Here is a 12,944-nt window from a genome sequence, read left to right as displayed (position 1 = left end):
AGCGGACGCTATCGCCCGCCGCCGGAGGGCGCGGAGCCGGGGTTCTCGACGCCATCCGCGGGTTCGGGTGTTTCCGGTCCCTGGACGATGCGTACGGCGCTGCGCAGGGCCTCGCGCTGTTCGTCGCTCATCATCCCGAAGAAGGCGACGAGAGCGGCCGCGGGGTTGTCGCTCTGGGACCAGGCGTCGTTCATCAGGGCGGCCGAGTAGGCGGCCCGTGTGGAGACGGCCTCATATCGATACGCCCGGCCTTCCGCCTCGCGACGCACCCAGCCCTTCTGATGGAGATTGTCCAAAACGGTCATCACCGTGGTGTACGCGATCGACCGTTCCTGCTGAAGGTCTTCCAGGACTTCTCGAACGGTCACCGGGCGGTTCCACTTCCACACCCGCGTCATGACCGAGTCTTCGAGTTCTCCCAATGGGCGAGGCACAGCTCAGAACCATAGTGGAAAAGGCACAAAAAGGGCGTACGACTCGGAAAGCACGCGCACGCGTGCGGGAGTCGTACGCCCTTGAAGGCGCCGCCGAAAGGCGGGCGGTCAGGCTTCGGTGGCCGAGGAGGCCTGGCGGGCGCTCTCCGCGCGCTCGATGGCGGCGTCGACGGCAGCGTCCTCCTTGGCCTTCATGGCCCCGCCCTGGGTCTTCACGATGACCCGGATCAGTCCGATGAAGAACACGGCCATGACGACCGGGGGCACGAGCGCGGAGACATAGTCCATGCCCTCCAGAGTAGCCACGGGCCCCGGGGCGGACGGGGCGGGGTCGCCTCAGCCGGCGGCGAGCTGCTGGGGCGGGTTCGCGGGCGGCGGTGCCGGTTTGCGCCGGGGGAAGACCTCGCCCGGTGTGGGGATCGGCCGGGACGGCTTCGGGGCGGCGGGCGCGGGTGCGGGCGCCGGCCGCTCCACGGGCTTGCGTACGGGCTCCTTGGCGTCCTCCCCGGCCAACTCCCCACCCGTCCCCGAAAGGCCGCCCGAGCGGCCTCCGGGGAGCGCCAGGAGGCGGGTGCGGGACGCGGGGACGGTCGGGGCGGGACGAGCGGTCGTACGGCGGGCCAGGCGCGCCCGTACGTCCTGTTCGGCGAGCGTGAGGCAGCGGTCGAGGAGGGCTGCGGCGGCCGGGTTCCCGCGCAGCGCGCGCAGCGCGGAGAGGTCGTCGACGTCCGGGCGGTATCCGGCGCCGAGCGCCTCCTCCAGGAGCGTGAGGTAGCCGGCGGTGGTGCCGGGCAGGGCGGCGCGGTACCGGGCGAGGTCGGCGACCAGGAAGGCGCGCAGCCGGACCCCCTCGCGTACCGCTTCGTCGAGGGATTCGGCGAGCCGGAGGCAGTCCTTGACGTCCTCGGCGGAGGCGGTTTTGGGCTGGAGGGCGAGGGCGAGAGCGCGACGGAGCACACGCAGCTCCTCCGCACCGAACGCCATGCCGCCGCGGGATCCGTATGGCGTGGGCATGCGGCGACGATACGCGCTAATCAGACAAATTCGACATAGGGGGCGGGTGTGGCGCGGAGGTTTCCGTGCCGGTGCCCTGCGCCGGGTCTTCCGGCGCAGGGCCGGGGCTCACATCCGCGACACGTTCCGCTCGTAGACCAGTCGCAGGCCGATCAGGGTCAGCCAGGGCTCGTGTTCGTCGATGACCGAGGCCTCGCCCAGGACCATGGGGGCGAGGCCGCCGGTCGCGATGACCGTCACGTCCTCCGGGTCGTCGGCCAGTTCCTTGGCCATCCGGGTGACGACTCCGTCGACCTGGCCGGCGAACCCGTAGACGATGCCGGACTGCATCGCCTCGACGGTGTTCTTGCCGATCACGCTGCGCGGCCGGGCCACCTCGATCTTGCGGAGCTGGGCGCCCTTGACGCCGAGCGCCTCGACCGAGATCTCGATCCCGGGGGCGATGACACCGCCGACGTACTCCCCGCGCGCGGAGACCGCGTCGAACGTGGTCGCCGTACCGAAGTCGACGACGATCGCGGGACCCCCGTAGAGCTCGACCGCGGCGACCGCGTTGATGATGCGGTCCGCGCCGACCTCCTTGGGGTTGTCGGTCAGGATCGGGACGCCCGTCTTGACGCCCGGTTCGACGAGGACGGCGGGCACGTCTCCGTAGTAGCGGCGGGTCACCTCGCGCAGTTCGTGCAGGACGGACGGCACGGTGGCGCAGATCGCGATGCCGTCGATGCCGTCGCCCAGCTCCTCTCCGAGGAGCGGGTGCATGCCCATGAGGCCCTGGAGGAGGACGGCGAGTTCGTCGGCGGTGCGGCGCGCGTCGGTGGAGATCCGCCAGTGCTCGACGATGTCCTCGCCGTCGAACAGACCCAGGACGGTGTGCGTGTTGCCCACGTCGATCGTGAGGAGCATGACTACTGCGCCTCACGGAGGTCGAGGCCGATGTCCAGGATCGGCGCGGAGTGGGTCAGGGCGCCCACGGCGAGGTAGTCCACGCCGGTGTCGGCGTACGCCTTGGCGTTGTCCAGGGTGAGCCGTCCCGAGGCCTCCAGGGCGGCGCGGCCGTGCACGATGCCGACAGCCTCCGCGCACTCGCCGGGCGTGAAGTTGTCCAGCAGGATCAGGTCGGCGCCCGCGTCCAGGACCTCGCGGAGCTGGTGCAGGGTGTCGACCTCGACCTCGATCGCCACCTCCGGGAAGGCCTCCCGTACGGCCTTGAAGGCCTGCGCGACACCGCCCGCGGCGACCACGTGGTTGTCCTTGACGAGGGCCGCGTCCGACAGGGACATGCGGTGGTTGACGCCGCCGCCGCAGCGGACCGCGTACTTCTCCAGGGAACGCAGACCCGGCGTCGTCTTGCGGGTGTCGCGGACCTTCGCCTTCGTGCCCTCCAGGGCGTCCGCCCACGCGCGCGTGGCGGTCGCGATGCCGGAGAGGCGGCACAGGAGGTTGAGCGCGCTGCGTTCGGCGGTCAGCAGGTCGCGGGTGCGCGTGGTGACCGACAGGAGCTTCTGCCCGGCCTCCACGCGGTCGCCGTCCTCCGCGTGCCGTTCGACCTCGAACTCGTCGGTGCAGACCACGGAGATCACCGCTTCGGCGACCCTGAGGCCCGCCACGACGCCGGCCTCGCGCGCGGTGAAGTCGGCGGTGGCGACGGCCCCTTCGGGGATGGTCGCCACGGTCGTCACGTCGACGCCGCCGTCGAGGTCCTCCTGGACGGCGACGTTGGCGATGTCCTCGACCTCCACGGGGTCGAGACCCGCGTCGGCCAGGAGCTCGGCGAGAGCGGGGTCCAGGCCGCACTCCAGATACTCCGCGTCGGCGCCCGCGCCACAGGCACAGCCGTCGCCGCAGCCGCCGCTGTCGGCGAGGGGAAGGTCGTGGGTGCTCACTTCTGTCACTGCTCCTGGGGACGGTGCTGCCGGGTCGGGGGGAAGTCTGCGGTGTCCGTGGTGTGCTCGGCCAGCGTGCGGTCGGGATTCAGCCGTACGACGATGTGGCGGCGCCAGGCGCTGTCGTCGCGGTCGGCGTGGTCCTCGCGCCAGTGGCAGCCGCGGGTCTCCTCGCGCCGGGCGGCGGCGGTGACCAGGACGCGGGCCACGCACAGAAGGTTGGTGGCCTCCCAGGTGTCGACGCCGGGCTCGGCGGTCTTGCCGTTCTCGTCGAGCGCGTCACGGGCGTCGGTGTGCAGCTGCTGGAGCTGTCCGGCGGCCTTGGCGAGGGAGTCGGCGGAGCGCAGGACGCCCGCGCCCTCGGTCATGATCCGCTGGATCGTGAAGCGGGCCTCGGGGGCGAGCAGCGGGTGCGCCGGCTTCTGGGGGTGCGGGACCGGTTCCGGCACGCGCGCGTGGAGGGCGTTCTCCGCCTGGCTCGCGGTGATGTCGGCGACGATGCGCTCGGCGTAGACGAGGCCTTCGAGGAGGGAGTTGGAGGCGAGCCGGTTCGCGCCGTGCACCCCGGTGCAAGCGACCTCGCCGCACGCGTAGAGGCCGGGGACGGTCGTACGGCCCCGGGAGTCGGTGCGGACGCCGCCGGAGGCGTAGTGGGCGGCGGGGGCGACCGGGACGGGCTCGGTGACCGGGTCGATGCCGTGGCTGCGGCAGGCGGCGAGGATCGTGGGGAAGCGGTGCTCCCACATGTCGGCGCCGAAGTGCCGGGCGTCGAGGAACATGTGCTCGGCGTCCTGCTCCAGCATGCGCCGCGTGATGCCCTTGGCGACGATGTCCCGGGGCGCGAGTTCGGCCAGTTCGTGCTGGCCCACCATGAAGCGCACGCCGTCGGCGTCGACCAGGTGGGCGCCCTCGCCGCGCACCGCCTCGGAGACCAGGGGCTGCTGCCCCTCCGCGTCGGCGCCCAGGAAGAGCACCGTCGGGTGGAACTGCACGAACTCGAGGTCGGAGACCTCGGCCCCCGCGCGGAGGGCGAGCGCGACCCCGTCGCCGGTCGACACGGACGGGTTGGTGGTGGCGGAGAAGACCTGCCCCATGCCGCCGGTCGCGAGGACCACGGCGGGCGCGTGCACGGCGCCCACGCCGTCGTGCTGCCCCTCGCCCATGACGTGCAGGCTCACACCCGCCGTACGGCCGTCGGCATCCGTCAGCAGGTCCAGCACCAGCGCGTTCTCGATCGTGCGCAGGCCACGCGCGTGTACGGCCTCGACGAGCGCCCGGGAGACCTCCGCGCCGGTCGCGTCGCCGCCCGCGTGCGCGATGCGGCGCCGGTGGTGGCCGCCCTCGCGGGTCAGTTCCAGTCCTCCTTCGGAGGACTCGTCGAAGTGGGCGCCGGTCTCGATGAGGCGGCGTACCGCGTCGGGGCCCTCGGTGACGAGGATCCGTACGGCCTCCTCGTCGCACAGGCCCGCGCCCGCCACCAGGGTGTCGTCGAGGTGCTGTTCGGGGGTGTCGCCCTCCCCGAGGGCGGCGGCGATGCCCCCCTGGGCCCAGCGGGTGGAGCCGTCGTCGAGGCGGGCCTTGGTGACGACGACCGTCCGCAGGCCCGCCGCCTCGCAGCGCAGGGCCGCGGTCAGGCCGGCCACTCCGGAGCCGACGACCACCACGTCCGCGGCGATGGACCACCCGGGGGCGGGGGCGTGCAGTCGTATGCCTGTGCTGGTCACGAGGCGGCTCCGAGGGTTCCGAAAGCGAGTGGGATGTTGTCGATCAGCCGGGTCGTCCCGACCCGGGCGGCGACGGCGAGGACGGCCTCGCCGGTGAAGTCCTCGTCGACGTCGGTGAAGTCGGACGGGTCGACCAGGGCGAGGTAGTCCAGGGCGAGCGGCGGGTCGAGGCGGGCCGCGTCGTCGAGGACCAGGCGGGCGGCCGCGCGGATGGACGCCGGGCCTCCGGGGCCGGGGGCGGCCTTGGCGACGGCGTGCGCGTCGGCCGCCGCGCGGGACTCCCCTATGGCGCTGAGCGCCTCGGCACGCGCGTGCGTGGCGGGCACTTCGAGGGCCCGCGCGCGCAGCGCCTCCTGGGCGGCGTGCCGGTCGCGGCCGGCGAACAGGGCCTGGGAGAGGGCGAGCGCGGTGCGCCGCTCCTGGGGGGAGAGATAGCGGTTGCGGCTGGACAGGGCCAGGCCATCGGCCTCGCGCACGGTGGGCACGCCGACGATGTCCGTGCCGAAGTTCAGGTCGCGCACCATGCGGCGGATCAGGGCGAGTTGCTGGGCGTCCTTCTGGCCGAACAGGGCGGTGTCGGGGCGGGTGAGGTGCAACAGCTTGGCGACGACGGTGAGCATGCCGTCGAAGTGGCCGGGCCGGACCGCGCCCTCCAGTCGTTCGCCCATCGGGCCGGCCGAGATGCGGACCTGGGGTTGGCCGCCGGGGTAGACCTCGTCCACGGAGGGGGCGAACACGACGTCGGCGCCCGCCTGTTCGGCGATCTTGAGGTCGGCGTCCAGGGTGCGCGGATAGCGGTCGAGGTCCTCGCCCGCGCCGAACTGCAGCGGGTTCACGAAGACGGTGACCACGACCTCGCCGTCCGGTCCGGCGAGCTCGCGCGCGGTGCGGACCAGGGTGGCGTGGCCCTCGTGCAGGGCGCCCATCGTCATGACGACGACGCGCCGGCCCGCACGCGTGCGTGCCTGCAGTTCGTCGGCGGTGCGCAGCAGGATGGTGGTCATCCGGCATCTCCCTCGGTGCCGTTGGCGAGGACTCCGAGGAGGTCCTCGGCGAGTTCCGGCTTGAGCAGCCCGTGGGCCAGGGCCCGGTCGGCGGTCGCGCGGGCCATCGCCAGATAGCCGGCGACGGTCCCCGGGGCGTGCTTGCGCAGCTCGGTGACGTGCGCGGCGACGGTGCCCGCGTCCCCGCGCGCGACGGGGCCGGTCAGTGCCGCGTCGCCGGAGCGCAGGGCGTTGTCCAGGGCGGCGCCGAGGAGGGGGCCGAGCATGCGGTCGGGGGCCTCGATTCCGGCCGTGCGCAGCAGCTCCATGGACTCGGCGACCAGGGTGACCAGGTGGTTGGCGCCCAGGGCGAGGGCCGCGTGGTAGAGCGGGCGGTTCTCCTCGGCGATCCACTCGGGCTCGCCGCCCATCTCGATCACCAGGGCCTCGGCGGCCAGCCGCAGTTCCTCGGGCGCGGTGACCCCGAAGGAGCATCCGGCGAGCCGCTGGACGTCCACAGGAGTGCCCGTGAAGGTCATCGCGGGGTGCAGGGCCAGCGGCAGCGCGCCGACGCGCAGGGCGGGGTCCAGGACCTTCGCGCCGTACCGCCCGGAGGTGTGCACGAGGAGCTGCCCGGGGCGTACGGCGCCGGTCTCGGCGAGGCCCTCCACGAGCCCGGGCAGGGCGTCGTCCGGGACGGTGAGCAGCACCAGGTCGGCGCGCTCCAGGACCTGCGCGGGCGTGAGCACCGGCACGTCGGGGAGCATCAGCGCGGCCCGCCGCCTGGAGGCGTCGGAGACCCCGGAGACGGCCACCGGGCGGTGCCCGGCGAGCTGGAGGGACGCGGCCAGTGCGGGGCCCACCCGGCCGGCGCCGACGACGCCGACGGCGAGCCGCGCGGGGCGGTCCTTGGGCTCTGGCTGTTGGAATGTACTCACGCGAGTGCGGCCTTCCCGTTCCAGTCCGCTCCGGGTACCGGACGATTTCTCGTCATGTTAACGCGATCGGTTCGAGGGGCGTCCGGTTGTCCACAGGCTGTGGGTTGTCACACAGCCGGCGGACGACGGGAAAGCCGGTGGAAACCCGGGTGCCCGAACAGACGTGCGCCAGGCATCATCCGGGGCATGAGCGATGCGGCGGAACAGAGTGACCAGCAGGCGGAACCGGCGACCGACGAGGAACGGAACCTGGAGCGCCGAAAACGGCGTATCGCCGCGACCCGGAACGCCGAGCGGTCCCTCGCGCGCCTCGGGTTCCTGAACCCCCTCCGGGAGCGGCTCGCCTTCCTGCGCGAGGCGGCCGAACTGCACGACCTGGACGAGCCGTCGGACATGTACGGCACCGAGGTCGTCGAGACCCTGGAGAAGCGGGTCGCCGAACTGCTCGGCAAGGAGGCCGCCGCCTTCTTCCCCACGGGCACGATGGCGCAGCAGGTGGCCCTGCGCTGCTGGGCGGGCCGCACCGGGAACCCGACGGTCGCCCTGCACCCGCTGTCCCACCCCGAAGTGCACGAACGGCACGCCCTCAGCCAGGTCAGCGGCCTGCGCCCGGTCCATGTGACGGGCGAACCCCGGCAGCCGACCGCCGACGAGGTGCACGACTTCCCGGAGCCGTTCGGGACGCTGATGCTCGAACTGCCCCTCCGGGACGCCGGTTTCGTCCTGCCCTCCTGGGAGGAGCTGTCCGCCGTCGTCGACGCCGCGCACGAGCGCGACGCGGTGGTCCACTTCGACGGCGCCCGCCTGTGGGAGTCCACCACCCACTTCGGCCGCCCGCTCGACGAGATCGCGGGCCTGGCGGACAGCGTCTACGTGTCGTTCTACAAGTCCCTCGACGCCCTCGGCGGCGCCGCGCTCGCCGGCCCGAAGACCCTGATCGACGAGGCGAAGACCTGGCGGCACCGCTACGGAGGTGCGGTCTTCCAGCAGTTCCCCACCGTGCTGACCGCACTCACGGGCCTGGACCGGGAGCTGCCCCGGCTGCCCGCGTACGTGGCCCACGCGCGCGTGGTCGCCGAGGCCCTCCGCGAGGGGTTCGCGGCAGCCGGGCTGCCATGGACGCGCGTCCACCCCGAGCAACCGCACACGCACGACTTCCAGGTCTGGCTCCCGTACGACCGCGACGCCGTCACGGAGGCCGCGATCCGGACGGCGGAGGAGACAGGGACCGCCCTGTTCTCCAATCCCTGGGCCGCGAAGGGCCCGGGACTGGCGATGACGGAGGTCTACGTACGCGCCGCCGCTCTGGAGTGGACGGCCGAGGACGTGAAGGCGGCGGTCGCGGACTTCGTGCTCCGCCTGAAGGAGGAGACCGGGGGCTGAAAGGAGACCGGGGCCGGCGGGCGTCAACAGGTGGGGCGGGACTGCCGGTGCAGCCACCGGCCCAGGGTCGCACGCAACCGGCCGCGGGCCGGGCGCCCCGCGAGGACCGCGCGCAACCGCAGGTAGCCGCGCAGCTCGCGCGCGGTGCGCCAGTAGTGCCCGCCGGGCGCGGCAGGTGTCGAGGACGTGCTGCTGGGTGACGCCCATGTCTCCAGGCCGCGTCGCCGCCCCGCGGCCGTCGCGTCGATTGACGGGCCGCGTCAATCGACGGTGGCGTTGTCAGTGGCGGGGTGCACGATGGGGACATGAGCGTGCACATCGACATCACGGGGCTGCGGCAGGAGCAGGTCGTCTTCGCGACCTCGCCCCTGGGCGAGCTGTGCATGGCGCTGCACGCGATGTCCGAGCCGGGGCACCATCCCGGCCTCCAGGGCTGGGTGGCCGGCGTCACCGCGCGGCTCGACCCGCATCTGGCGGACCGGATGTGCGAGGCGGACTTCCTGTGGCGGTCGACGTTCTCCGACCTGTTCCTGCCGTACGCGGGCATCCCGGGCCGCAGCACGCTCCCCGGGGCGACGCTCGCCGAAGAGCTGGACCTGGTGGACAAGCTGACGGACGAGCAGTTCGTGGACGCGGCACTGGAGTTCACCACCTGCACCCTCACCTACAGCACCGGCGGACCCGGCCCGCTCTCGGACGCCACGATCAGGCTGCGCGCCCTGGAGCAGGCCGCGACCCGCGGTCCGCATCAACTGGCGTTCACCGAGCGGCTGCTGGCCGATCCGCCGCGGACCAGGGCCTGGCTGCGGCAGTTCCTGGAGGACTGCGACGAGGCGTTCTTCGCGGAGACCTGGTCGCGGATGCAGCACCAGCTCGCGGCCGACGCCCGCCACAAGACGGACCTTCTGCGGCACAAGGGCCTGGCGGAGGCGCTGACGTCGATGTCCACCGCGGTGACGCTCGACGAGAGCGCCACCCGTATCACGGTCGACAAGCTCGGCGACGGCCGTACGGCGACCCAGGACGGCGGCCTCCTCCTGGTCCCCACCAGTCTGGGCTGGCCGCATCTGACGGTCCTGTACCGCTACGGCTGGCAGCCCGTCGTGCACTATCCCGTGGGGTCGCCCAAGTTCGCCGCGCCGACCTCCCTGGAGCAGCTGACGCTGAGGATGACCGCCCTGTCCCACCCGGTCCGTATGCGCCTGTGCCGCAGCCTGGCCCGCTCCGCGTTCACCACCAGCGAGCTGACCCAGGTGCACAACATGACCGCCCCGGAGATATCCCGCCACCTCGGCGTCCTGAAGAAGGCCGGCCTGATCACCACCCGCCGCCGCGGCCGCTACGTCCTGCACCAGCTGGACGTCACGATGGTGGCCCGCCTGGGCAGCGACTTCCTGGAGGGCATCCTCAGGTAGACGCGGTCGCCCTGCCTCAGCCGTGCCCGCCGGCCCGCACCAGCCCCGTCTCGTACGCCAGGACGACCACCTGCACCCGGTCCCGCAGCCCGAGCTTGGTCAGGATGCGGCCGACATGGGTCTTCACGGTCGCCTCGGACAGCACCAGGCGCGCCGCGATCTCGCCATTGGACAGCCCCGTGGCGACGAGGATCATGACCTCGCGCTCGCGCTCGGTGAGCCGCTCCAGCTCCTTGTGCTGCGGCTCCTTGCCCGCGGAGGGCAGCATCGGGGCGAAGCGGTCCAGGAGCCGGCGGGTCGTCGAGGGCGCCACCACCGCGTCGCCGCTGTGCACGGAGCGGATCGCGGTGAGGAGTTCCCCGGGCGGCACGTCCTTGAGCATGAACCCGGAGGCGCCGGCCTTCAGCCCCGAGAAGGCGTACTCGTCGAGGTCGAAGGTGGTCAGGATCAGCACCTTGGGCGGGTTCTCGCCCTGGCAGATGCGGCGGGTGGTCTCCACCCCGTCCAGCTTCGGCATACGGACGTCCATCAGCACCACGTCGACCGCGGTCGCGGCCAGCACCTGAAGGGCCTCGACACCGTCGCCCGCCTCCGCGACGACCTCCATGTCCGGCTGGGCGGCGAGCACCATCCGGAAACCGGTGCGCAGCAGCACCTGGTCGTCGACGAGCATCACGCGGATCGTCATCGGGTCCTCTTCCGTTCCGTCAGCAGGATCGTTCAACAATTCATTCAACAGGTTGAGGCCGTTCAACAGGTCGTTCAACAATTCGTTACAGGTGTCAGTAATCGACGTACGGAAGATCAGTGCGCGGGTTTCAGCGGCAGCAGGGCGCTGATGCGGAACCCGCCGCCCGGGCGCGGGCCCGCGTCCAGGGTGCCCCCGACCATGCCGACCCGTTCGCGCATACCGATCAGACCGTGCCCCTGACCGTCGACGCCGCCCTCCTCGTACAGCTCGTGCGGGGCGCCCTTGCCGTCGTCCTCGACGAGCAGCCCGAGACCGTCGTCGAAGTACACCAGCCGCACACTGGCGCCCGTGTTCGGCCCCCCGTGCTTGCGGGTGTTGGTGAGCGCCTCCTGCACGATCCGGTACGCCGTCAGCTCGACCCCGCTGGGCAGCGGGCGCGGGGTGCCCTCGACCTTGAAGTCGACGGGCAGTCCGGACGTACGGCACTGCTCGATCAGCTCGTCGATCTGCTCGACGTCGGGCTGCGGGACGTACTCGCCGACCTCCCTGTGTTCGCCGGTGCGCAGGACGCCCAGCAAGCGGCGCATCTCGGCAAGGGCCTGGCGGCCGGTGGAGGAGATGGTCTCCAGGGCCTTCTTCGCCTGGTCGGGCGCGGAGTCGAGGACGTAGGCGGCGCCGTCGGCCTGGACCACCATCACGGACACGTTGTGCGCGACCACGTCGTGCAGCTCGCGGGCGATCCGGGCGCGCTCGGCGGCGACCGCGACCTTGGCCTGCGCCTCCCGCTCCTTCTCCAGGCGGGCGGCGCGCTCCTCCAACTGCGCGAAGTACGCGCGCCGGGTGCGCATCGAGTCGCCCAGCACCCAGGCCAGCGCGAACGGCACCGTCTGGAAGACCGCGATCGCGACCAGCCCCGCGGAACTGGTGTGCTCCTGGGGCCAGCGGATCTGCGACAGGGTCGCCGCGCCCAGACCGGTCGCCAGGGCGAAGCGGGAGGCCCAGCGGGCGCCGACCGCGGCGACCGTGTAGACGATCACCAGCATGGCGAAGTCGGCCGCCACGGGCTCGATGTCGAGGACCAGCTGCGCGAGCCCCGTCACCAGGACCAGCACGAGCATCTTCTCGGGCCAGCGGCGGCGCAGCGCGATCGCCACACACATGACGGCGGACACCGCGAGCGCGCCCATGGCCGTCCCGTGGCGGCCCGACGCGTAGCTGGTACTCGCGATGCTCACGCCGCTCAGCCCCAGCAGGAAGACAGCCCAGAAGGTGTCGACCCATGTCGGGTGTCTGCGGAGGAAGTCGTAGAGGCGCTGCACGTAACCCAGCGTAGGGAAGCGTGAAGTGTGCGGGGGTCAACCGGAGGATCGATCCGTATACGCCCGGCGTACTCCCCAAGGTGGAGGCCCGGTTGTCCTGTGCACTTAATCTGGCACCGTGACGGACGACACTGCGGCCCGGTGGCGCGGCTGGCGGGCGGCGGCCGAGGACGCGCTCTACGGGCCCGAGGGGTTCTACCGGAGGCCCGAGGGACCCGCCGGGCACTTCCGTACGTCCGTGCACGCGTCGGCGCTCTTCGCCGGGGCCGTGGCACGGCTGCTGTGCCGGGTGGACGAGGCGCTGGACCGGCCGGCCGCGCTGGACCTCGTGGACCTGGGCGCGGGCCGCGGTGAGCTGGTGACCGGTGTGCTCGCCGCGCTGCCCGCCGAAGTGGCGGCACGCGTGCGTGCGTACGGCGTCGAGATCGCCGACCGCCCCGAGGGACTCGATCCCCGCGTCGAGTGGCTGACCGACTCCCCGAAGGGGATCACCGGGCTGCTCTTCGCCAACGAGTGGCTGGACAACGTACCCGTGGAGGTCGCCGAGGTGGACTCCGCCGGCCTGCCGCGGCTCGTGTACGTACGGGAGGACGGGACCGAGCGGCTCGGGGAGCCGGTCGCCGGTGCGGAGGCCGAGTGGCTCGCGCGGTGGTGGCCCCTGGCGCCCGAGGAGGGACTGCGCGCCGAGATCGGGCTCCCCAGGGACACGGCCTGGGCGTCGGCGGTCACCACGCTCGACCGGGGACTCGCGGTCGCCGTCGACTACGCGCACACCCTGGACACCCGCCCTCCGTTCGGCACGCTCACCGGCTTCCGCGCGGGCCGCGAGACGGCACCCGTGCCGGACGGCTCCTGCGACATCACCGCGCATGTCGCCCTGGACGCCTGCGCGACGGCTGCGGCCGCGGCTTCGGCGGGCGCGCTCCCCGACGCACGCCTGCTCACCCAGCGCGCCGCCCTGCGCGCCCTCGGCGTCACAGGAGCGCGCCCCCCGCTCACGCTGGCGTCCACCGACCCGGCGGGGTACGTACGCGCCCTCGCGGGCGCCGGAGAAGCCGCCGAACTCACCGCACCGGGCGGCCTCGGCGACTTCGGCTGGCTCGTGCAGTCGGTTGGAATTCCGGACCCGCTGGACGAACCGTGAACGCCCTCTACTA

Annotated in this window: 13 protein-coding genes; 3 read left to right on the top strand and 10 right to left on the bottom strand. The window is 72.7% G+C overall.

Annotation, left to right across the window (positions count from 1 at the left end; all coding sequences use genetic code 11):
• Window positions 1-8: 8 nt before the first annotated feature.
• The 8 genes from ACQHII_RS27220 to ACQHII_RS27185 all read right to left on the bottom strand — a co-directional run bounded on the left by ACQHII_RS27220 (window position 9) and on the right by ACQHII_RS27185 (window position 6,979).
• Window positions 9-422 (bottom strand): BlaI/MecI/CopY family transcriptional regulator, encoded by a 414-nt coding sequence (locus tag ACQHII_RS27220; protein WP_200715431.1) that lies wholly within the window; start codon window positions 420-422, stop codon window positions 9-11.
• A gap of 120 nt (window positions 423-542) precedes the next feature.
• The gene (locus tag ACQHII_RS27215; protein WP_427921769.1) at window positions 543-722 is read right to left on the bottom strand and encodes a hypothetical protein; all 180 of its coding nucleotides are present in this window, start codon (window positions 720-722) and stop codon (window positions 543-545) included.
• 48 nt (window positions 723-770) lie between these two features.
• Window positions 771-1,418, bottom strand: a complete 648-nt coding sequence (locus ACQHII_RS27210; protein ID WP_427925418.1) for a hypothetical protein — start codon at window positions 1,416-1,418, stop codon at window positions 771-773.
• Window positions 1,419-1,556: 138 nt separating this feature from the next.
• On the bottom strand, window positions 1,557-2,354 hold the full coding sequence (locus ACQHII_RS27205; protein WP_019075456.1) for a type III pantothenate kinase: 798 nt from the start codon (window positions 2,352-2,354) through the stop codon (window positions 1,557-1,559).
• 2 nt (window positions 2,355-2,356) lie between these two features.
• Window positions 2,357-3,334 (bottom strand): carboxylating nicotinate-nucleotide diphosphorylase, encoded by a 978-nt coding sequence (gene nadC / locus ACQHII_RS27200; protein ID WP_427921768.1) that lies wholly within the window; start codon window positions 3,332-3,334, stop codon window positions 2,357-2,359.
• A gap of 5 nt (window positions 3,335-3,339) precedes the next feature.
• Entirely contained in the window at window positions 3,340-5,058 is a 1,719-nt protein-coding gene (locus tag ACQHII_RS27195) for an L-aspartate oxidase (protein ID WP_427921767.1), read from the bottom strand.
• Window positions 5,055-6,062, bottom strand: coding sequence for a pantoate--beta-alanine ligase (panC, locus tag ACQHII_RS27190; protein ID WP_427921766.1), 1,008 nt, complete (start codon window positions 6,060-6,062; stop codon window positions 5,055-5,057). The genes ACQHII_RS27195 and panC overlap by 4 nt, the downstream gene beginning before the upstream one ends.
• Window positions 6,059-6,979 carry a Rossmann-like and DUF2520 domain-containing protein gene (locus tag ACQHII_RS27185; RefSeq protein WP_427921765.1) on the bottom strand — a complete coding sequence of 307 codons (921 nt, stop codon included), beginning with the start codon at window positions 6,977-6,979 and terminating at the stop codon, window positions 6,059-6,061. Before ACQHII_RS27185 ends, panC begins: the two co-directional genes overlap by 4 nt.
• 186 nt (window positions 6,980-7,165) lie before the next feature.
• Here ACQHII_RS27185 and ACQHII_RS27180 point away from each other — a divergent pair, with 186 nt between their 5' ends.
• A complete protein-coding gene (locus ACQHII_RS27180; RefSeq protein WP_427921764.1) occupies window positions 7,166-8,362 on the top strand; it encodes a threonine aldolase family protein in 1,197 nt (398 codons plus the stop codon).
• A 305-nt stretch (window positions 8,363-8,667) separates the two neighbouring features.
• Entirely contained in the window at window positions 8,668-9,777 is a 1,110-nt protein-coding gene (locus ACQHII_RS27175; protein WP_427921763.1) for a DUF5937 family protein, read from the top strand.
• A gap of 16 nt (window positions 9,778-9,793) precedes the next feature.
• Here the strand turns inward: ACQHII_RS27175 and ACQHII_RS27170 are convergent, their stop codons facing one another.
• A complete protein-coding gene (locus ACQHII_RS27170; RefSeq protein WP_399122216.1) occupies window positions 9,794-10,465 on the bottom strand; it encodes a response regulator in 672 nt (223 codons plus the stop codon).
• A 116-nt stretch (window positions 10,466-10,581) separates the two neighbouring features.
• Window positions 10,582-11,787, bottom strand: a complete 1,206-nt coding sequence (locus tag ACQHII_RS27165) for a DUF7134 domain-containing protein (protein ID WP_427921762.1) — start codon at window positions 11,785-11,787, stop codon at window positions 10,582-10,584.
• A 118-nt stretch (window positions 11,788-11,905) separates the two neighbouring features.
• Between ACQHII_RS27165 and ACQHII_RS27160 the strand changes: the two genes are divergently transcribed.
• Window positions 11,906-12,931, top strand: coding sequence for an SAM-dependent methyltransferase (locus tag ACQHII_RS27160; protein WP_427921761.1), 1,026 nt, complete (start codon window positions 11,906-11,908; stop codon window positions 12,929-12,931).
• Window positions 12,932-12,944: the final 13 nt, after the last annotated feature.

Origin of the sequence: Streptomyces sp. cg40, assembly GCF_050320165.1 — a bacterium.
Taxonomy (GTDB): domain Bacteria; phylum Actinomycetota; class Actinomycetes; order Streptomycetales; family Streptomycetaceae; genus Streptomyces; species Streptomyces hokutonensis.
The sequence above is the reverse complement of the archived record's forward strand: the minus strand, read 5'-3'. Positions and strand labels throughout refer to the sequence as shown.